The 18,452-nt window shown below is 64.6% G+C and carries 18 protein-coding genes and 1 tRNA gene; 13 read left to right on the top strand and 6 right to left on the bottom strand.

The window, feature by feature from the left end; all coding sequences use genetic code 11:
- Nucleotides 1–91: 91 nt before the first annotated feature.
- The 3 genes from glnA to map all read right to left on the bottom strand — a co-directional run bounded on the left by glnA (nt 92) and on the right by map (nt 2,989).
- Nucleotides 92–1,504 carry a type I glutamate--ammonia ligase gene (gene glnA, locus M2339_RS09320; protein WP_181559031.1) on the bottom strand — a complete coding sequence of 471 codons (1,413 nt, stop codon included), beginning with the start codon at nt 1,502–1,504 and terminating at the stop codon, nt 92–94.
- 62 nt (nt 1,505–1,566) lie between these two features.
- The gene (locus tag M2339_RS09315; RefSeq protein ID WP_181559032.1) at nt 1,567–1,905 is read right to left on the bottom strand and encodes a P-II family nitrogen regulator; all 339 of its coding nucleotides are present in this window, start codon (nt 1,903–1,905) and stop codon (nt 1,567–1,569) included.
- A gap of 259 nt (nt 1,906–2,164) precedes the next feature.
- The gene (gene map / locus M2339_RS09310; protein WP_181559033.1) at nt 2,165–2,989 is read right to left on the bottom strand and encodes a type I methionyl aminopeptidase; all 825 of its coding nucleotides are present in this window, start codon (nt 2,987–2,989) and stop codon (nt 2,165–2,167) included.
- 63 nt (nt 2,990–3,052) lie between these two features.
- On the opposite strand from map, the gene M2339_RS09305 reads away from it, so the two are divergent.
- Both M2339_RS09305 and M2339_RS09300 read left to right on the top strand, forming a co-directional pair.
- Nucleotides 3,053–3,565, top strand: a complete 513-nt coding sequence (locus M2339_RS09305) for a GFA family protein (RefSeq protein WP_181559034.1) — start codon at nt 3,053–3,055, stop codon at nt 3,563–3,565.
- Nucleotides 3,566–3,630: 65 nt separating this feature from the next.
- Nucleotides 3,631–4,386, top strand: coding sequence for a competence/damage-inducible protein A (locus tag M2339_RS09300; protein WP_181559035.1), 756 nt, complete (start codon nt 3,631–3,633; stop codon nt 4,384–4,386).
- A 45-nt stretch (nt 4,387–4,431) separates the two neighbouring features.
- Here the strand turns inward: M2339_RS09300 and M2339_RS09295 are convergent, their stop codons facing one another.
- Entirely contained in the window at nt 4,432–5,250 is an 819-nt protein-coding gene (locus tag M2339_RS09295; RefSeq protein ID WP_181559036.1) for a hypothetical protein, read from the bottom strand.
- Nucleotides 5,251–5,430: 180 nt separating this feature from the next.
- A tRNA-Gly gene (locus M2339_RS09290) sits at nt 5,431–5,504 on the bottom strand.
- Nucleotides 5,505–5,853: 349 nt separating this feature from the next.
- Between M2339_RS09290 and M2339_RS09285 the strand changes: the two genes are divergently transcribed.
- Together M2339_RS09285 and M2339_RS09280 are read left to right on the top strand one after the other, a co-directional pair.
- Nucleotides 5,854–6,489 (top strand): cytochrome c oxidase assembly protein, encoded by a 636-nt coding sequence (locus M2339_RS09285; protein ID WP_264606481.1) that lies wholly within the window; start codon nt 5,854–5,856, stop codon nt 6,487–6,489.
- Nucleotides 6,474–6,983 carry a CopD family protein gene (locus M2339_RS09280; RefSeq protein ID WP_264592280.1) on the top strand — a complete coding sequence of 170 codons (510 nt, stop codon included), beginning with the start codon at nt 6,474–6,476 and terminating at the stop codon, nt 6,981–6,983. Before M2339_RS09285 ends, M2339_RS09280 begins: the two co-directional genes overlap by 16 nt.
- Here the strand turns inward: M2339_RS09280 and M2339_RS09275 are convergent.
- Entirely contained in the window at nt 6,953–7,465 is a 513-nt protein-coding gene (locus M2339_RS09275) for a DUF2231 domain-containing protein (RefSeq protein ID WP_220128507.1), read from the bottom strand. The two genes, M2339_RS09280 and M2339_RS09275, sit on opposite strands and share 31 nt — an antisense overlap.
- Nucleotides 7,466–7,501: 36 nt before the next feature.
- Here M2339_RS09275 and coxB point away from each other — a divergent pair, with 36 nt between their 5' ends.
- From coxB to M2339_RS09230, 9 genes are all read left to right on the top strand, one after another.
- The gene (gene coxB / locus M2339_RS09270; protein ID WP_264586819.1) at nt 7,502–8,158 is read left to right on the top strand and encodes a cytochrome c oxidase subunit II; all 657 of its coding nucleotides are present in this window, start codon (nt 7,502–7,504) and stop codon (nt 8,156–8,158) included.
- The gene (ctaD, locus tag M2339_RS09265) at nt 8,155–10,608 is read left to right on the top strand and encodes a cytochrome c oxidase subunit I (RefSeq protein ID WP_264586820.1); all 2,454 of its coding nucleotides are present in this window, start codon (nt 8,155–8,157) and stop codon (nt 10,606–10,608) included. The genes coxB and ctaD overlap by 4 nt, the downstream gene beginning before the upstream one ends.
- Nucleotides 10,605–10,922, top strand: a complete 318-nt coding sequence (locus M2339_RS09260; RefSeq protein ID WP_264586821.1) for a hypothetical protein — start codon at nt 10,605–10,607, stop codon at nt 10,920–10,922. Before ctaD ends, M2339_RS09260 begins: the two co-directional genes overlap by 4 nt.
- Before the next feature lie 223 nt (nt 10,923–11,145).
- A complete protein-coding gene (locus tag M2339_RS09255) occupies nt 11,146–12,183 on the top strand; it encodes a hypothetical protein (RefSeq protein WP_264586822.1) in 1,038 nt (345 codons plus the stop codon).
- Nucleotides 12,180–13,982 (top strand): SMP-30/gluconolactonase/LRE family protein, encoded by a 1,803-nt coding sequence (locus M2339_RS09250; protein WP_264586823.1) that lies wholly within the window; start codon nt 12,180–12,182, stop codon nt 13,980–13,982. The genes M2339_RS09255 and M2339_RS09250 overlap by 4 nt, the downstream gene beginning before the upstream one ends.
- Nucleotides 13,979–14,686, top strand: coding sequence for a nuclear transport factor 2 family protein (locus M2339_RS09245; RefSeq protein ID WP_264586824.1), 708 nt, complete (start codon nt 13,979–13,981; stop codon nt 14,684–14,686). The genes M2339_RS09250 and M2339_RS09245 overlap by 4 nt, the downstream gene beginning before the upstream one ends.
- On the top strand, nt 14,683–15,480 hold the full coding sequence (locus M2339_RS09240) for a nuclear transport factor 2 family protein (RefSeq protein WP_264584587.1): 798 nt from the start codon (nt 14,683–14,685) through the stop codon (nt 15,478–15,480). The genes M2339_RS09245 and M2339_RS09240 overlap by 4 nt, the downstream gene beginning before the upstream one ends.
- On the top strand, nt 15,477–16,283 hold the full coding sequence (locus M2339_RS09235) for a nuclear transport factor 2 family protein (protein ID WP_264586825.1): 807 nt from the start codon (nt 15,477–15,479) through the stop codon (nt 16,281–16,283). Before M2339_RS09240 ends, M2339_RS09235 begins: the two co-directional genes overlap by 4 nt.
- 8 nt (nt 16,284–16,291) lie before the next feature.
- Nucleotides 16,292–18,427, top strand: a complete 2,136-nt coding sequence (locus tag M2339_RS09230) for a PQQ-dependent dehydrogenase, methanol/ethanol family (protein ID WP_264606307.1) — start codon at nt 16,292–16,294, stop codon at nt 18,425–18,427.
- Nucleotides 18,428–18,452: the final 25 nt, after the last annotated feature.

The following is an 18,452-nucleotide window of genomic DNA, read 5'->3' as shown; positions in this document are numbered from 1 at the left end:
GTGAAGTCGGCGTGGGTCATCGGCATTCACCCACAACAAAAGGCCCGGGATCTTTCGATCCCGGGCCTTCCGTTTCGCTTAATCCTGGGGATCAGGAGCTGTAGTACATGTCGAACTCGACCGGGCTGGGCGCCATTTCCCAGCGGTACACTTCCGGCCACTTCAGCTCGATATAGGCGTCGATCTGGTCCTTGGAGAACACGTCGCCCTTGAGCAGGAAGTCGTGGTCGGCTTCCAGGCTGTTCAGCGCTTCACGCAGCGAGGCGCAAACCGTCGGAACCTGGCTCAGCTCCTCGGGCGGCAGGTCGTAGAGGTTCTTGTCCATCGCCTCGCCGGGGTGGATCTTGTTCTCGATGCCGTCGAGGCCGGCCATCAGCAGCGCGGCGTAGCACAGATAGGGGTTGGCCATTGCATCGGGGAAGCGGAACTCGACGCGCTTCGCCTTGGCACCCGAACCGTAAGGAATACGGCAGGAAGCCGAGCGGTTGCGGGCCGAATAGGCCAGCAGCACGGGCGCCTCGAAACCGGGGACCAGACGCTTGTAGCTGTTGGTCGTCGGGTTGGTGAAGGCGTTGAGGGCCTTGGCGTGCTTGATGACGCCACCGATGAAGTACAGGCACATGTCGGACAGGCCCGCATAGCCGTTGCCGGCGAACAGCGGATTGCCCTTGTCCCAGATCGAGATGTGGGTGTGCATGCCGGAGCCGTTGTCCTGCGCGATCGGCTTGGGCATGAACGTGGCGCTCTTGCCATAGGCCTGGGCGACCATCATCACGACATACTTGTAGATCTGCATGCGGTCAGCGGTGGTGACGAGCGTGCCGAAGGTGAGGCCCAGCTCGTGCTGCGCAGCGGCCACCTCATGGTGGTGCTTGTCGCAGGGGAGGCCCATTTCGAGCATGGTCGTGACCATCTCGGCGCGGATGTCCGTGCAGGGATCGACCGGCGCGACGGGGAAGTAGCCGCCCTTAGCGCGCGGACGGTGGCCGAGGTTGCCGGCCTCATATTCGCGGCCGGTGTTGGTCGGCAGCTCGATGTCGTCGATCTTGTAGAAGGACTCGTTGTAGTCCGTGTTGAAGCGGACGTCGTCGAACATGAAGAACTCGGCTTCCGGGCCGACATACACAGTGTCGCCGAAACCGGCGGCCTTTACATAGGCCTCGGCGCGCACGGCGGTCGAGCGCGGATCGCGACCGTAGAGTTCGCCGCTCGAAGGCTCGACGATGTTGCAGAACAGGATCATCATCGGCGTCGCGCTGAACGGATCGACATAGACCGCGTCCAGATCGGGCTTCAGGATCATGTCGGACTCGTTGATCGCCTTCCAGCCCTCGATGGAGCTGCCGTCGAACATGAGGCCTTCCTCAAGCTCGTCCTCGCCCAGCACACCGGCGCACATGGTCAGGTGCTGCCACTTGCCCTTGGGATCGGTAAAGCGCAGATCGACCCATTCGATCTCCTTTTCCTCGATCATCTTGAGGATGTCTTTGGGCGTATTGGCCATGAGGATGTTACCTTCTCTTTGGTCTGAGTTGTTGCGGGTCTTCGGTCAGCGAACGGAAACGGTCAGATGGCAGCTTCGTCGAGCTCGCCGGTGCGGATGCGCACGGCCTTTTCGACGGGGATGACGAAGATCTTGCCGTCGCCGATGCGGCCCGTCTGTGCGGCGCTGGAGATGGCATCGACCACGCGATCGACGATCTCGTCCGCCACCACCACTTCGAGCTTCACCTTCGGCAGGAAGTCCACGACATATTCGGCGCCGCGATAAAGCTCGGTGTGACCCTTCTGTCGCCCGAAGCCCTTCGCCTCCGTGACGGTGATTCCGGATACGCCGACTTCGTGCAGCGCTTCCTTCACATCATCCAGCTTGAACGGCTTGATGATTGCTTCCACCTTCTTCATGTCAAACGCACCCCTTTGTTTCGCGGTTTGATTGCGGACCGCGACATGCTGCCCGGACGATTTCGACCCAGGCGACATGCGCGACCGCGCAGGAAATCGGACGCTACAGCGCCCGTTCGCGAATCACCAGCGAAGCATTGGACACTTTGCGGTGACTTGTCGATATTGCCCGGATTTCGGGCATTTTGGACAGCAGTTGCCCAAATAATAGGCACCGATCTGCGCCTGTCGAAACACGAGCTCCGGATAGCGGCCAGCGTCAATAAGGCGGGCGGTGCAAACCCTTGGGGCTGAGCGTGAAAATCTCGCAGCCATCCTCGGTAATGCCGATCGAATGCTCGAACTGCGCCGAGAGCGATCGGTCGCGCGTGACCGCCGTCCAGCCATCCTCGAGCATCTTCACGGTCGGCTTGCCGGCATTGATCATCGGCTCGATGGTGAAGATCATGCCCGGCCGCAATTCGGGGCCGGTGCCGGGCCGTCCGACATGGATCACCTCGGGCGCGTCATGGAACACCCGGCCGAGGCCGTGGCCGCAGAAATCCCGCACCACGCCATAGCGATGCCGCTCGGCATAGCTCTGGATCGCATGGCCGATGTCGCCGAGATGATTGCCCGGCTTGGCCTGCTCGATGCCCAGCATCAGGCAGTCATAGGTCACGTCGACCAGGCGCCGCGCCTTCACCGGTACATCGCCGACCAGGTACATGCGGCTGGTGTCGCCATGCCAGCCCTCGACCAGCGGGGTGACGTCGATGTTGACGATGTCGCCGTCCTTGAGCGGCTTGTCGCCCGGCATCCCGTGGCAGATCACATTGTTGAGGCTGATGCAGCAGCTATAGGCATAGCCGTGATAGCCCAGTGTCGCGGGGACGGCGCCGGCATCCAGCATCATCTGGCGGATGAAATCATCGATGTCGGAGGTCTTCGCGCCCGGCACGACCAGTGGTACGATCGCATCGAGAATCTCGGCGGCCAGCCGGCCCGCCTTGCGCATTCCGGCAAAGCCCTCCGGGCCATGCAGCTTGATGGCGGAGGTGCGGACGTTCTGGGTTTCGGCGGTCGGCGTGAGATAGGTCGTCATCCGCTCCATATAGGGGGAGGCGTGCGGAAAGGCGATAGGCTTGCCAGGGGAAGGGGGGACGCAATGCAGGACGCTGCCGAAATAGCCGGAGGGGACCTCAGCGGAGGCTGCGCGTGCGGCGCGGCGCGCTATCGCGTTTCGCGCGCGCCGATCTTCGTGAACAATTGCCACTGCCGGCGCTGCCAGGTGCAGACGGGGTCGACGTCGGTCGTCAACATGTTCTTGGAAGCGGAATGCGTGGACCTCTTGAGCGGAAGGCTCAGCGAGCATGTCGTAAAGGCAGGCAGTGGCGGCGACCACATCATCTGCCGTTGCACTGCATGCGGCACGGCGCTCTGGAGCTATTATCCCCGGCTGGGCAGGCTCGGCGCGGGGGTGCGGGTCGGCACGCTGGACGACCCTGCGCGGGTGAAGCTGGACGCAGTGATCTTCACCGCCAGCAAAATGCCATGGACGGCGCTGCCCGAGGATATCCCGTGCTTTGAGGCTACCTACAATCCGGCGGAACTCCTCCCGCCCGACCGTTTCTCGCGCCTTGAGGCGCTCATCGTCCAGCGCGCGGCTGGCGGCGGATGACAGCGCAGGGCAGAAATTTTCCGGTCTCGCTTGGCGCGATGCGGCGCCGGGTCTAAAGCCGGACCATGAGCGAACGCATCTGGACTGCCGCCCTTCTCGTGATCGGCGACGAGATTCTTTCTGGTCGCACGCAGGACCGCAATGTGGCGCAGATCGGCACCTGGCTGAACGTGCAGGGCATCCGCCTGCGGGAAGTGCGCGTGGTGGGCGATGATGCGGCGGCGATCGGCGAGGCAGTGAATATTCTGCGCGCCCGCAACGATTATCTCTTCACCACCGGCGGCATCGGCCCCACGCATGACGATATCACCGTCGATTCCATTGCGGCTGCCTTGGGCGTGCCCGTGGTCGTCCATCCCGAAGCGCGTGCAATTCTGGAAGCCTATTACGCCTCGCGCGGTGGCATCAACGAGGCGCGGCTGCGCATGGCGCGCGTGCCGGAGGGCGCCGCGCTGATCCCGAATCATTATTCCGGCGCCCCGGGTATCCAGGTCGGCAACATCTTCATCATGGCCGGTGTGCCGCACATCACAGCAGGCATGCTCGCGGAACTGACCGGCAAGCTGGAGGGCGGCGCGCCGCTGCTCTCGCGGACGATCGGCTGCAATGTCGCCGAAAGCGAAATTGCCGATCAGCTCGCCCAGATCGAGCGGCGGCACGAGGGGTGCCAGATCGGCAGCTATCCCTTCTTCCGCGAAGGCAAGGTCGGGGCCAATTTCGTAGTCCGCGCCACCGATCAGGCGCGGCTCGACGCCTGCGTGCACGATCTCAACGCGGCGCTGGTCGCGGCGGGTTTTCAGCCGGTCGACGGCGGTATCTGACACACAGAGGGCGGCCCGCGCCTGGCGGTGATGCGGGGGCGTGCTCTATCCCGCATATTCCGTCGCGCGAACGAACATCCGCACGAGACGCTGGCGAAGGGCCTGACGCTGGTCGAAATTGTCGATGGTAGCGGCGCGCGCGAGATCCCCGCAACGCCCCGAGAACTGCACTGCCCCGGTATCCTCGGCGCAGCGCGCGAGCCAGCCGGCCGATGTGGCAACGGCGCGGTCATGGATCGTCAGCGCGCGGGTGCAGAGTGCTGGCATGTCGTCGGTGCAGCCCATCGCGAAGGCCAGATAAGCGATATAGTCGGGCGCCCACAAATCGTCGGAGACGCCCATCGCATCAGCGTCGGGAATGTCGTCCGCAAGGATTTCGCAGCCATTTCCGTCGATGAACGGGCTGTCATTGTGTAGGAAGCAGGCGCGGGACAGGATGTTGAACGCCCTGTCCAACTGTGGTTGGCCGGCGAGGCCCCTGCGGTAGATGATCCCCAGATATTTGCAGGCATAGGGGCCGATCCCGATGTCGGATGAATCGCAGACGCGCGCCATTTTCTCCTTCGCGTCGCCATAGTCCCGCAGCGTGCTGTTCAGAAAATAGATCTTCCCGGCCTCATAGCAGCCGCCCACTTGAAAACCCGCGTCGCAGGATGCTTCATAGGCGGCGAGGGCGGCGCGTGCATCGCCCCGCCGTTCCGCCGCGACGCCAGCCTGCCAGCAACTGTCGACGTTCGAGTCTTTCACGCAGGCAGCGGAAGACGGCTCGCCCCCGGAGGAGGCCTGCGCCGGCTGGGCAGTCGCTGCGCTCGAGAGAAACATCGCGCCGATCATCATGACGAGGGCTGCCAGCGCTGATCGCATTCTTTGTCTCCCGAGCCGACGAATGGGCCGCATCAGTCAGGAAGCGGCCATCACGCGCTGAATCTGCCGACCTCCGCTGCGTGGATCAAGCGCAGTGGAGCGGCTACCCTCAAATGCACCGTGCGAGCGGGAAAATTCAACCGGTTCGGCGGCTTAATGCTGGTAGGAATTTCTGGAAATTGGAGCGGGTGAGGGGAATCGAACCCCCGTCGTCAGCTTGGGAAGCTGCTGCTCTACCATTGAGCTACACCCGCTAAGGTGCTGAGTAACAGAGGGAAATCCGGGATTTTAGGAAAGTTGTTCCGACTTTTTGCCGGTCGGAATCCCGACTCTGTTCTGAGGTTTCGCCTAAACTTCCGCTTCTTCGCCGTCAATGGGCTGGACGAAGCGTCGCGCCCGGGGGCGCAGCACACGTGTACGGGAACCCACATGGGCTGATGACGTTCAGATTCATGAAGCGAACGCTTTGTTCGGGCCACTAAGTGCTGCCATGCGAAATCTGGGGGAAGTAGGATCGTCACGAATATCCCTTATTGTGGCGCACCACCGGACCCGAGCCTGCTGCTCCTTAGCTGGAACTTCGATCCCTGGTTGTTGGCCGCCATGCTGGGCGGGACGATCCTGCTGCTCGCGACCGTCGGGCGACAGCAGCCCGGTCTCGTGGCCGCCGGTTGCGGCATCATGCTGGTCGCCTTCGTGTCGCCGCTCTGTGCGCTCGCAAGCGCATTGTTCTCCGCGAGAACCGTGCACCACATTCTGCTGGTCGTCTGCGCGGCGCCGGTCTTTGCGCTTCTTCTGCCGCGCGGGCGCTCCGGCAGCGCGGCGCTGCCCTTCGCTGTATCCACGGGCACGCTCTGGCTTTGGCACATCCCCGCTTTCTACACGGCAGCGCTCAATCATCATGCCCTGTACTGGCTGATGCAGATTTCCCTGCTCGGCACCGCCATCTGGTTCTGGCGCGCGATACTTTCGGCGCGTGCGGCATGGCCTGCCGCGATGGTCACGCTTGCCGCCGGGGTCGGGCAGATGGGCCTGCTGGGCGCCCTGATCACCTTCGCGCCCGGCGTGCTCTATCCCCATCATCGCATCGCGCCCCTGGCCTATGGGATCGATCCCTTGCACGATCAGCAGCTTGCCGGGTTGATCATGTGCGTGCCGGCGATGCTGCCTTATGCCGTGATCGCCGGATTGATCGCGCGGCGCGCCTGGAGCGATGGCTGGCGGTGGGCACCCGCGTGACAGCATGGATTCCGCTCATCAAGGGATTGCACATCGCCGCGATCCTGTTGTGGGCCGCCGGCCTGATCGCCTTGCCGCTGCTGTTGGCGCAGCATGAGCGCGGGCAGGGCCAGCAGGCTTATCAGCGCATCCGCCGGTTCTCCCATTATGGCTATACGCATTTGCTGACGCCGGCTGCGGTGGTCGCGGTTTCGGCCGGCACGGCGCTGCTGTTCCTGCGCGAAGTGTTCGTGCCGTGGATGTTCGCCAAGCTGCTGTTCGTTGGGCTGCTGGTCGGGCTGCACGCCTGGATTGGTAATCTGGTCGTGCGGATGGGCGAGCATGGCAATCAGCGCCAGCCCTCGCCGATCCTGCCGCTCGTGCTGCTCGCCCTCCTTCTGTGCGCGGCGATCTTTGCGATCGTACTAAGCAAGCCCTCCATCGACTTGACCATGCCGGACTGGCTGACGACGCCGCGCGGCCGTCAATTGCCGGTCGACGAGGTGCCGATTTGATAGTCAAACACCAGCTTGCCGCCATGCCACCCGGCAAAGGCCACGAAAATGGCCGACAGCACGGAGAGCAGCAGGCCATAAGGGAGCACGGCGGACTCATAACCGGACAGCCGATAGCCCCAATTGGCGCCGAGGACGGACAGCAGGGTGATCGCGACGATGAAGTGCGTCCAGCTTGCCGCACGAGCGCGAATACCCGGCACGCTAAGCAGCTCGACGGTTCCGGAAAGGCCGGCGAGCAGGCCCATCAGAAAGGCCATGCCGGTGCTCCACAGCGCCGCGCGCGCCCAGAAGCCGTCTCCGGTCCACCAATAGAAGAGATCGGCGCCCAGCGCGCAGGCCGCGAGGCCGATGGGGAACGAGACGAGCATGGCGTGAACGGGGTGGCCGGACACGGCGATTTTCGATTCCGCGTCATCGAACGAGGGGTTCGCGCTGATCGGGTCGGTCAACGCATCTTCGCGCTGTTCGGTGCTGGGCATGGCCGTCCTTTACGCTGTCTGCGCTCTCGGGTCATAATGCCCGGCGCGGCGTTTTTCTCCAGCGGCTGCGCCGGCCGCTACTCGACGCTTGAGCCCGCAGGGCCTGCAGCGGATGCCATCGCATCCTTGTGGTGGGTCATGCTGGCCGGGGCGGTGGCGATCCTTGTGCTGGTCTGCGCGCTGCTCGCGCTCGCCTTTCGACGCGGCTCACTGGAGCGCCCGACCTCGGCCAAGCGGTGGATCATCGGCGGCGGGCTCATCTTCCCGTCCGTCGTTCTCGTCGTGCTGCTGGCTTATGGTCTGGTCATTGGCGAGCGGCTGCTGCCGCGCAACGATGCGCAGACCCTGCGCATCGTTGCCGAAGCGAGCCGATGGCAATGGACCTTCACGCATCCCGGCCGCACCGGCGGTGTCGTCACGCAGGATGTGCTCAACATTCCCGCCGGCCGACCGGTTGATGTCGAACTGTGGACGCGTGACGTCATTCACGCTTTCTGGGTGCCGCGCCTTGCGGGCAAGATGGATGCCATTCCCGGCCACCGCAACGTCCTGCGCATCGAGGCCAACGTGCCGGGCGTTTATCACGGCCTGTGCGCCGAGTTTTGCGGCCCCGGGCACACGGGTCACGCCTTCCGCGTCGTCGCGCATGATGAGGCGGGCTGGGCGCGCTTTGTGGCGGGGGAGGGGCAGTGAAGGCGCTCCAGCTTCATCGTGCCCTTGAGCGCATCTGGGGAACGCCGCGCGGCTGGCGGGGCACCATCTCGACGGTCAATCACAGCGTGATCGGCGTGCGGTTGATGGTAACCGCCTTCATCTTCTTCCTGATCGGCGGTCTGCTGGCGATGCTGATCCGCGCCCAGCTGGCGACGCCGGGCAGCGCCTTTGTCGGGCCGGATATCTACAACCAGCTGTTCACGATGCATGGCAGCATCATGATGTTCCTGTTCGCGATCCCCATGTTCGAAGGGTTCGCGATGTACATGCTCCCCAAGATGCTGGGTGCGCGCGATCTCGCCTTCCCGCGCATCACGGCCTATGGCTGGTGGTGCTATCTGTTCGGCGGAACCATGCTGATCGTGGCGATGCTGCTGGGCATCGCGCCCGATGCGGGCTGGTTCATGTATACGCCGCTCTCGTCCAAACCCTATTCGCCGGGCATCAATTCCGACTTCTGGCTGCTCGGCATCACCTTTGTGGAGATTTCCGCGATGGTGACGGCGGTCGACATCGTCGTCTCGATCCTCAAACTGCGGGCGCCCGGCATGTCGCTGGATCGGATGCCGCTGTTCGCCTGGTACATGCTGGTGACGGCGCTGATGATGCTGATCGGCTTCCCGCCGCTCATCCTCGGCTCCATCCTGCTCGAACTGGAACGCGCGTTCGGCTGGCCGTTCTTCGACGCGGCGCGCGGCGGGGACTCCCTGCTGTGGCAGCACCTCTTCTGGTTGTTCGGACACCCCGAGGTCTACATCATCTTCCTGCCCGCAGCGGGCGCGATCTCGACGATCCTGCCGGTCATGGCGCGGACCCGCATCCTTGGATATGGCTGGATCGTCGCGGCAATCCTGGCGCTCGGCTTCCTGAGTTTCGGGCTGTGGGTCCACCACATGTTCACCGTCGGCATTCCCCATATGGCGCTGGCTTTCTTCTCCGCCGCCTCGACGCTGGTGGCGGTGCCGACCGGCGTACAGATCTTCGCTTGGCTGGGCACGCTATGGGCCGGCCGGCCGCAGATGAAGCTGCCGATGCTGTATCTGGTCGGCTTCTTTGTCACCTTCGTGATGGGCGGGTTGACCGGCGTGATGGTCGCCATGGTGCCGTTCAACTGGCAGGCGCATGACAGCGCCTTCGTCACCGCGCATCTCCATTATGTGCTGTTCGGCGGCTTCGTCTTCCCGATGCTGGCGGCGGCCTATTACTGGCTCGGGCATTTTACGGGGCGGCAGTATAGCTACACGCTCGGCAAGGCGGCCTTCTGGCTGATCTTCACCGGCTTTCACCTGACCTTTTTCCTGATGCATCTGGTCGGCCTGCTCGGCCAGCCCCGCCGCATCGACAGCTATCCCGAGGGGCTCGGCTGGACGGGCTACAATCTGCTCTCGTCGGTCGGCGGCTTTGTGATGGCGACCGGCGTGGCCCTGTTCGTCATCGATATCGCGCTGCAGATTTTCCACGCGCCGCGCACCCGCCGCAATCCGTGGAATGCGGGCACGCTGGAATGGGCGATGATGCTGCCGCCGCCATCCTACAACATCGCGAGCCTGCCCCATGTCGATGACCGCGAGCCGCTCGAAAAGGCGCCCGACCTTGCGCTTTCGCTGGCGCGCGGGGAGGGCTATCTCGCCGAGCCCCGCCATGGCTGGCGCGAGACGCTGGCCGTCGACACGGCAAGCGGGCGGGTGGAGCACATCGTCGTCCTGCCGGGCAACACGACGCTGCCTTTGTGGACGGCGATGGTTACCGGCAGCTTCTTCCTGCTGATGCTGTTCAAGCTCTACATCTTGACGCCGGTGCCGCTCATCCTGCTGGCGGCGCTTGGCTGGCGCTGGGCGTGGCTCCTTGGCGACAAGCAGGTTCGCGGCGCGCTGCCCATCGGACATGGGGTCGAGGCGCCGCCCCATGCCGAGATAGGCGGATCGCCCGGCTGGTGGGGCAGCGTGTTCCTGCTGTTCGCCAATGGCACCTTCTTCGGCGCGCTCCTGTTCGGCCATGCCTTTCTCTGGATCATCGCCCCGAACTGGCCCCCGCCGGCGCTCGTCCTGCCTTCCCTCCCGATTTTTCTGGCGGGGATCGTGGGGGCGGGGATGGCCACGCTGTTCGGCCGCCGCCTGCGCCATGTTGCCATTGCCGGGGGTGGACTGGCGACGCTGCTGGCTGCGTTGATCGTGACGGCCTGGCTGCTGGCCCCCGCGCCCACGCTGCATGCTTATGGGGCGGTGGTGGCCGTGCTGCTCGGCTATGCCATACTCCATGCGGCACTCGCTCTGCTGATCGGCCTGTTCGTCTGGCAACGGTGTCGGGCAGGATTTGTGGCCGCCACCCATGGTGCCGAGCCCAGGATCGCACGGCTCTGGGCGGATTATGCCATTGCCGTTTGCGCTATCACGCTCATGTGCACCCATCTTCCCGGACTGCTGGCATGACTGCGCTGTTCAGAGCGATGGCAGGGTTGATCGCCTGGGCGGCGGCATTTGCGCTGCTATATGCCGTGCAGGGCCTCGCCTGCGCCTGGGGCTGGGACGATGCACGCCTCGCCAGCGTGAGCGCCGCGCGGGTGGTGCTGGTCGTCATCTACCTGGTTTCGGTCGGCGCGGCGGCATGGCTATGCTGGGTCTTTCGGCCCCGCTCCGGTCGTATGGACCTGCTGGCCTGGCTGGCCTTTGCCAGCGCCGTCACCGGTCTGGTCAGCATCTTGTATACCGGCATTCCGGTCCTCACCGCGACCATCTGCACGTGAGGGCTCGCCCTGACGGGAGGAGGCCGCCGGACGCGCTCTCGACGCTGGCCCCTCAGAGCGACCTTGATCGAGCCGGACATTCGCCGGGCTGATCTGGAAATCCGCGGCTTTTCCGACCTTCAGCGCGTGACAAGCGCGCGAAACGCCTCCTATGGTGGCCCCGCTCCGTAACAAGCGATCAGTGCAGGCATCGCTGGGCGGAAGGCGACAGGAGGGGAAATTTGTGAGCAACAGGGTTCACCGCTGGCACACGCGGCTGATGGTCGCGGCAGGCGCCGCGCTTCTGGCAACGACGGCGACACCAGCCATGGCGCAGGCCTTTGGCGAGCGCAGCGCCGTCAATATTCCGACCTGCAATCGCGACTGCCTGATCGGCTATGCGCACGATTATATGGCGGCGCTGGCGAGGAAGGACCCCTCGTCCCTCAAGCTCGCGGCGGACGTGCAGTTTACCGAGAACAATGTCGTCATCCCGATCGGCAAGGGCCTGTGGCGCTCGATCAGCAAGGTCGCGCCGACGGGCCTCGAAGCCGCCGATCCGCTCACCGGGCAGGTCGCCTGGTTCGGCGTCGTGTGGGAGCATGGCGAGCCCGCATATTATGCGATGCGGATGCGCGTGCAGGACGACAAGATCGACCAGATCGAGACGGTCGTGCATCGCCGCACCGGCCTGCCGGCGCCCTTTGGCGATCCGGACAAGGTCGCGCATCACCCTGCCTTCAACGAGGTTTTGCCGCCCGATCAGCGCGTCTCACGGGCGCGGCTGATTGCGGTTGCGCAGAGCTATTTCAACACCGTCGAGCGAAATGACGGAACGGTGTTCGCGCCGTTCACGGACGATTGCGGGCGGCTGGAGAACGGCATCAGCACGACCGCGCCGGGCAAGGGCGTTTCCGCCGAGCCGGGCGCGAATGGCAATGCGGCCTCGCTGGCCTCGGGCTGCCTCGAACAGTTCAAGCTCGGCATCTACTACATCAACAAGCGCATCCGCGAGAGGCGCTTCCCTCTCGTCGACGAGGAGCGCGGCGTCGTCATTGCCTCCGGCTTCTTCGATCATGACAATGAGGTGGACCGCTACAAGCTGACCGACGGGCGCGAGATGAAGACCGCGCTCAAATGGCCGAACTCGATCACGCTCTTGGAAGCCTTCCGCGTGAGAGACGGCGCGATTCAGGAGATCGAGGCCGTGTTCACCTATGTGCCCTATTTCATGCACAATCCCTGGGCGACCGGCCGCGAGCATGGGGAGCAGGGCGAATGAGGCGCGCGTTTCTCACCGCAGCCGCGCTCTGCGCGCTCGTCACCGCGCCGGCCATGGCGCAGACCACGGCACAATCTTCTGCGCCTTGCGACTCCGCCTGCCTCAGCCAGCTCGCGGGCAGCTTTATGAGCGCGATAGCCAAGGCCGATCCGGTCGGCGTGGCATGGGCCGACCCGGTGCTCTACGCCGAGAACAGCGTGCCGGTGCGCATCGGCGAAAGCTCCTGGGTCACCATCAAGGCGGTCGATGATGCGCCGCTGGTGGTGACGGACAGCCAGACGGGCCGCGTGGTCTGGTTCGGTTCTGTCGAGGATCATGGCCAGCCCGGCTTTTACGCGATGGATATGGCGACGCGGGACGGCCGGATCGCCGCCGTGCAATCCTTCATTCGTCGCAAGCAGGGGCGCCAGCCCTTCGGTGATCCGGTTACCTACGCGCCGGCCAAGAGCCTGACGAGCAGCCTCAGCCCGAAGGCACGTTTGCCGCGCGCTCAAATGACGGCGCTGGTTGATGCTTATTTCTCCTCTGTCGCCGCGAATGGGGAAGGACCGGCGGTCAGCTTCGACAAGGGCTGCACGACCATCGAGAATGGCGTGCCGGTGACCGGGCTGCTGGCCGCCAAAAGTGCAAAGGGCGCCGGCTGTGCGGCGCCTTTGACGCGCGGCCTGTTCGGCGAGGTCGAGGCGCTGCGCCATGAGGTCGTGGCCGTCGACGAGGCACGCGGGCTGGTCGCCGCGATCGGCTATCGCGACCTCTCCGGGGCGCAGATGCAGTTCACCGGGCGGGACGGCCAGAGCTACCCGGCTGAGGCCCATTATGCGCGCACCGTCGGTTTTGTGAGCATCTTCAAGATCGCCAATGGCCGCATCGCGCGGATCGAGACGATCTCCAACGAAGTGCCCTATCTCATGCCCGCACCGTTCGCCAAGCCGCTGCCGAAGGACATCATCGTCGCGGACAAGGGCGTGTTCCCCGAGAATGCCGACGTCGATTCCAAGGGCAATTTCTACATCAGCAGCTTCAAGGGCAATATCTACCGCGCTGTACCGGGTAGCGCGCAGGCCATCGCCTGGATCCGCCCGGACGAGAAGAACAAGCTGGCGGCGGTGCTGGGCGTGCTCGTCGACGAGCGGACCAACACACTTTGGGCCTGCTCGGTGCCGATGGGGCAGGCAGGGGCGGTGTCCGCGCTCGTCGCCTTCGACCTCGCATCGGGCGATCTCAAGAAGCGCTACGAGATGCCTGCGCCGGCCAGTGCGTGTAATGACATCGCGCTCGCCAAGGATGGCACGGCTTATATCGCCGAGACCACCAATGGGCGCATCTTCACGCTTGCGCCGGGTGCAGAGGCGGTGTCGCTGCTGGTCGAGGATAAGGCCCTGCTCGGCGGTGTCGATGGCATCGCCTTCAGCGAGGATGGCACGCTCTACGTCAACAATGTCCGGCAGAACACGATGCTGCGGGTCAATCGGCGCGCGGATGGCAGCTTTGCCGGCCTGACGAAGCTCAATGTCTCGCAGCCGCTCAACGGGCCGGACGGCCTGCGGCCCATCGGGGGCAACCGCTTCCTGCAGGCCGAAGGGCCGGCAGGGCGGATCAGCCTGCTCACCATCGAAGGAGATGATGTGACCGTGAAACTGCTCAAGGACGGCATGGATGGCGTGCCCGGCGTCACCCACTTCGATGGCTTTGCCTATGCGGTGGAGAGCAAGGGCCGCTTCCTCTTCGATCCCGCCCTCAAGGGGCAGGACCCAGGCGCCTTCGCCTTGCGCGCCGTGCCGTTGGGAGAACTGCGATGAGACGTGCGGCATCGCTGGGACTAGGGCTGGCGCTGCTCATCGCGGCTGGGCCGATGCAGGCGCAAACCGCCGTAGACCGGGAGATCGACACGCTCACCACGCGCGTCGAGAAACTGGAGGGCGCCCGCGCGGTGATGAAGCTGCAGCGCGCCTTTGGCTATTATCTCGATCGGGGCCTGTGGCAGGACGCGGCCGACCTGTTCGCGGACAAGGGCAGCATCGAGATCGGCGCCGATGGCGTCTATATCGGCAAGGACCGCATCCGCGATTATCTGAAGGCCCTGCATGGCGGGCAGGATGGGCTGATCTATGGCCAGCTCAATGAGTGGGTGACGCTCCAGCCGGTCGTGGATGTCGCGCCCGATGGCCGCAGCGCCAAGGCACGGTGGCGGGACCTCGGAATGCTCGGCCAGCACAAGCAGCATTCCGAGTGGCGCGACGGCATTTACGAGAATGAGTATGTGAAGGAAGACGGCGTGTGGAAGATCGCGCGGTTGCACCTCTACATCAATTTCGTGGCGCCTTATGAAAAGGGCTGGGCACGGCTCAAGCCCGGCGAGGGGCTGACACGTAGCGCGGCCAGCAAGGCCATGCCGCCGGATCGCCCGTCGACGAGTACGCGGGCCTTCCCGGATCGCACGCTCCCGCCATTCCACGCGCCCAATCCCGTAACTGGCCAGCCCGTGTCGGAGACCATGCAATGAGCGCCCGCACCAGCATCATGGCCGCGCTGATTGCTGGCCTTGTCATCACGGCGCCTGCGCCCGCCGCGGCCCAGAGTGACGCGTCCCTGCGCGGCAAGGTCGCCGCCTATCAGAAGCGGGTGCAGGCGCTGGAGGACCAACTCGCTATCGAGAACCTCACAGCGACGTTCGGCTATTATTTCGACAAGGGCCTGTGGAACCAGGCGGCGGACCTGTTCACCGCGCGCGGGCAGTTCGAATATGGGCAGCGCGGGGTCTATATTGGCCCGGCGCGCATCCGGCAGGCGATGCTGCTCTTTGGGCCGCAAGGCCTGAGCGCAGGCAGCCTCAACAATCACATGATGCTACAGCCCATTGTTGTGGTGGCGCCGGATGGCCGCACGGCGACGGGGCGCTGGCAGGGCATGGTGATGCTCGCCCGGCCCGGCGAGAACGGCCGTTGGGGCGTTGGTATCTACGAGAATAAATATGTGAAGGAAGGCGGGGTGTGGAAGTTCGACACGCTGCACTTCTACGTCACCGCCATGACCGATTATGATCTGGGCTTTGCCAAATATGCGATCCAGATGGACGGGCCGAGCGCGTTGTTCCCGCCGGACAAACCGCCGACGGAGGTCTACCGCTCGTTCCCCAACGCCTATCTCCCAGCGTTCAGCTACGATCATCCGGTCACCGGCCAGTCGCTCAAGGCGCTGCCGATGGAGGGCGATGACATCGTTGGCCGCCCGGATCGCGGCATGGAGAGCGGCAAGCGCGAAGAGAGCAGCGCAGCAAAGGGAATGAGGCAGCCATGATGAACCGGACCCGCATCGTCGCGGCCCTGATCGCCGCATCCGCCCTGCTTCCTGTGGCGCAGGCCTCGGCGCAAACCGCCCCCAAGACGGCCGCAGAGCGCCTCGCCGCCCTGGATGAGCGCATCACCCGGCTGGAAGACCTCAACGCCATCGAGAAGCTGCAGCGCAGCTATGGCTATTTCGTCGACAAGAGCCAGTGGCATCCGCTGTCCGAGCTGTTCACAGAGGATGCCACGCTGGAGATTGGCGGCAAGGGCATCTTCCTCGGCAAGGCGCGGGTACTCGAATATATGCAGAAGGCCTTCGGGCCGGACGGCACCAAGAAGGGTGCGCTCGCCAACCACATGCAGTTCCAGCCGATCCCGGACATCTCCGCCGACGGCAAGACCGGCTGGGTGCGGGCGCGCGCCTTCGTGATGAGCAACGGCGGCTGGGGCCTGCCGCTCTACGAGAATGAGTATCGCAAGGAGAATGGCGTCTGGAAGATCAGCCGCCTGACCGGGCCCTTCACCATGTACACCAGCTGGGAAGGCTGGGGCAAATGGGCGATGAACAATACCTGGCCGGACAAGTTCGATCCGCCGCCAGATCTGCCGCCCTCGGTCGTCTACCTGACCTATCCTGCTTATTACATCGTGCCGTTCCATTATCCCAATCCGGTCTCCGGCAAGGTGTTCACACCGGATCGGGATGAAGTCGGCGCCTATCACCGCCCGCCGGGCACGAAGGCGCAGATGGATTCGCTCAAGGTCGGTCGCTGGGTCGATGGATCGCAGCCGATTGGCCAGCCGCCGAAGGACTGAACGTTATGATGGCGATGTGGAGACGGCCCGCCGGTGCGGTGGGCATAGCCCTGCTGGTTCTGGGCGCGCTGATGATCGCGTTCATGGCGCAGTTGCAGGCCAGCGGTCGGGCCGAGGTCGACAGCGCGCGGATGGCGGCGCAGGCGACCGACGGCACGGACTGGCTGCATGACGGGCGCACCTACAGCGCCCAGCGCTACAGCCCGCTCGACCAGATCAATGCGCAGAATGTAAGCCAGCTCGGCATCGCCTGGTATGACGATCTCGATACCTTCCGGGGTGTCGAGGCCACGCCACTTTATGCTGATGGCGTGCTTTACAACACGCTCCCGTGGAACATCACGATTGCCTATGATGCCCGCACCGGCAAGCGCCTGTGGACCTATGATCCGCAGGTGCAGCGCGAGTTCGGGCGCTATGCGTGCTGCGAGCCGGTGGCGCGGGGCCTGGCGCTGTGGAAGGGCAAGGTCATCATCGCGACGCTGGACGGGCGGGTGATCGCGCTAAATGCGGCGGACGGCAAGCCGGTCTGGTCGGTGCAGAGCACGCCGAAGGACATGCCCTATACCATCACCGGCGCGCCGCGCGTGTTCGACGGCAAGGTGGTGGTCGGCAATAGCGGCGGCGACATGGGCATTCGCGGCTTCGTTGCGGCTTACGATGCCGACACCGGCAAGGAAGCCTGGAAATTCTACCTGACCCCGGGCGATCCCGCCAAGGGGCCGGATGGCGCCGCGTCCGACAATGTCATGGAGATGATCCGCAAGACGTGGTCCGGCGAATATTGGAAGCTGGGCGGCGGGGCCAATGCGTGGGACAGCATCGGCTATGATCCGGCGCTCAAGCTCGTCTATATCGGCACGGGCAACGGGTCGCCGCTCTCCTGGCATTATCGCAGCAATGGCAAGGGCGATAATCTCTTCATCTGCTCCATCGTCGCGGTAAATGTCGAGACCGGCAAATATGCCTGGCACTACCAGATGGTGCCCGAGGAGGACTGGGACTACACCTGCACGCAATCCATCGTCACGGCGGACCTGAAGATCGGCGGGCGCGACCGCAAGGTGCTGATGCAGGCGCCCAAGAACGGCTATTTCTATGTGCTGGACCGCGCGACGGGCGAGTTTATCTCCGCCGGTCAGATTGCGCCGGCGAACTGGACGCTCGGCATCGACCCCAAGACCGGCCGCCCGAAGATGAACCCCGATGCGCATTATGGCCAGGATCCGTTTCTGGTGAAGCCGGGGCCGGGCGGCGCGCATAACTGGTTCCCCATGGCCTATAGCCCGCGCACAAGGCTGGCTTATTTCCCGCTCTACGAATCCGGCATGGTGCTGGCGCTCGATCCCGATTTCCAGCCCAAGCCGTTCCGCTCCAACGCGGGCTGGGGTGGATATACCGGCGAGGCGGCGAAGAAGCGTGGCGAGCTAATGAAAGAGGCTGTCGCCATGGACAAGGCCTATCTCCTGGCCTGGGATCCGGTGAAGCAGAAGGCTGCCTGGAAAATCCCGTTGCCGCGCCACGGCAATGGCGGCGTGATGGTTACGGGCAGCGACCTTGTTTTCGAGGGCACCACGCGTCAGACCTTCGCGGCCTTCGATGCCCGCAACGGCAAGCTGCTCTGGGAAATGCCGGTGCAGAGCGCACCGGTCGCCGGGCCGATCACCTACACGCTGGATGGCGTGCAATATGTCGCCGTCAACGCCGGCTGGGGCGGGGGCGCCGCCATGGTCGAGCGCGGGCAGGGCATCGAGATGCCACGTGCGCCGGCCCGACTAATCGTCTTCAAGCTGGGCGGCACGGCGCAATTGCCAGCCCTCCAGCCTGCCGCGAAAGCGCCGGAGCCGCCACCGCTCCGCGCCAGCGAGGCGCAGGTCGCACGCGGGGCGCAGCTCTTCGCCGAGACCTGTGCGGTGTGCCACGGCCAGCAGGCCATCGGCGGCGTCAAGGATCTGCGGATGATGACCCGCGAGACGCACGCCAAGTTCAACGACATCGTGCTCAAGGGCATTTATGCAGACAAGGGGATGGCGAGCTTTGCGGACCTCATCTCGGCCGAGGATGTCGAGGCGATCCATGGCTATCTGATCGCGCGGGCCAATGAGGATTGGGGCGGCGTGTCGGACGGGAAGGGGCCGCACTAAGCGCCCCGAACGCCCTCAGCCGTAA

Origin of the sequence: Sphingobium sp. B2D3C, from assembly GCF_025961835.1 — a bacterium.
Lineage (GTDB): Bacteria > Pseudomonadota > Alphaproteobacteria > Sphingomonadales > Sphingomonadaceae > Sphingobium.
Note: the sequence above shows the minus strand (reverse complement) of the source record. Positions and strands in the feature narration are given on the sequence as shown.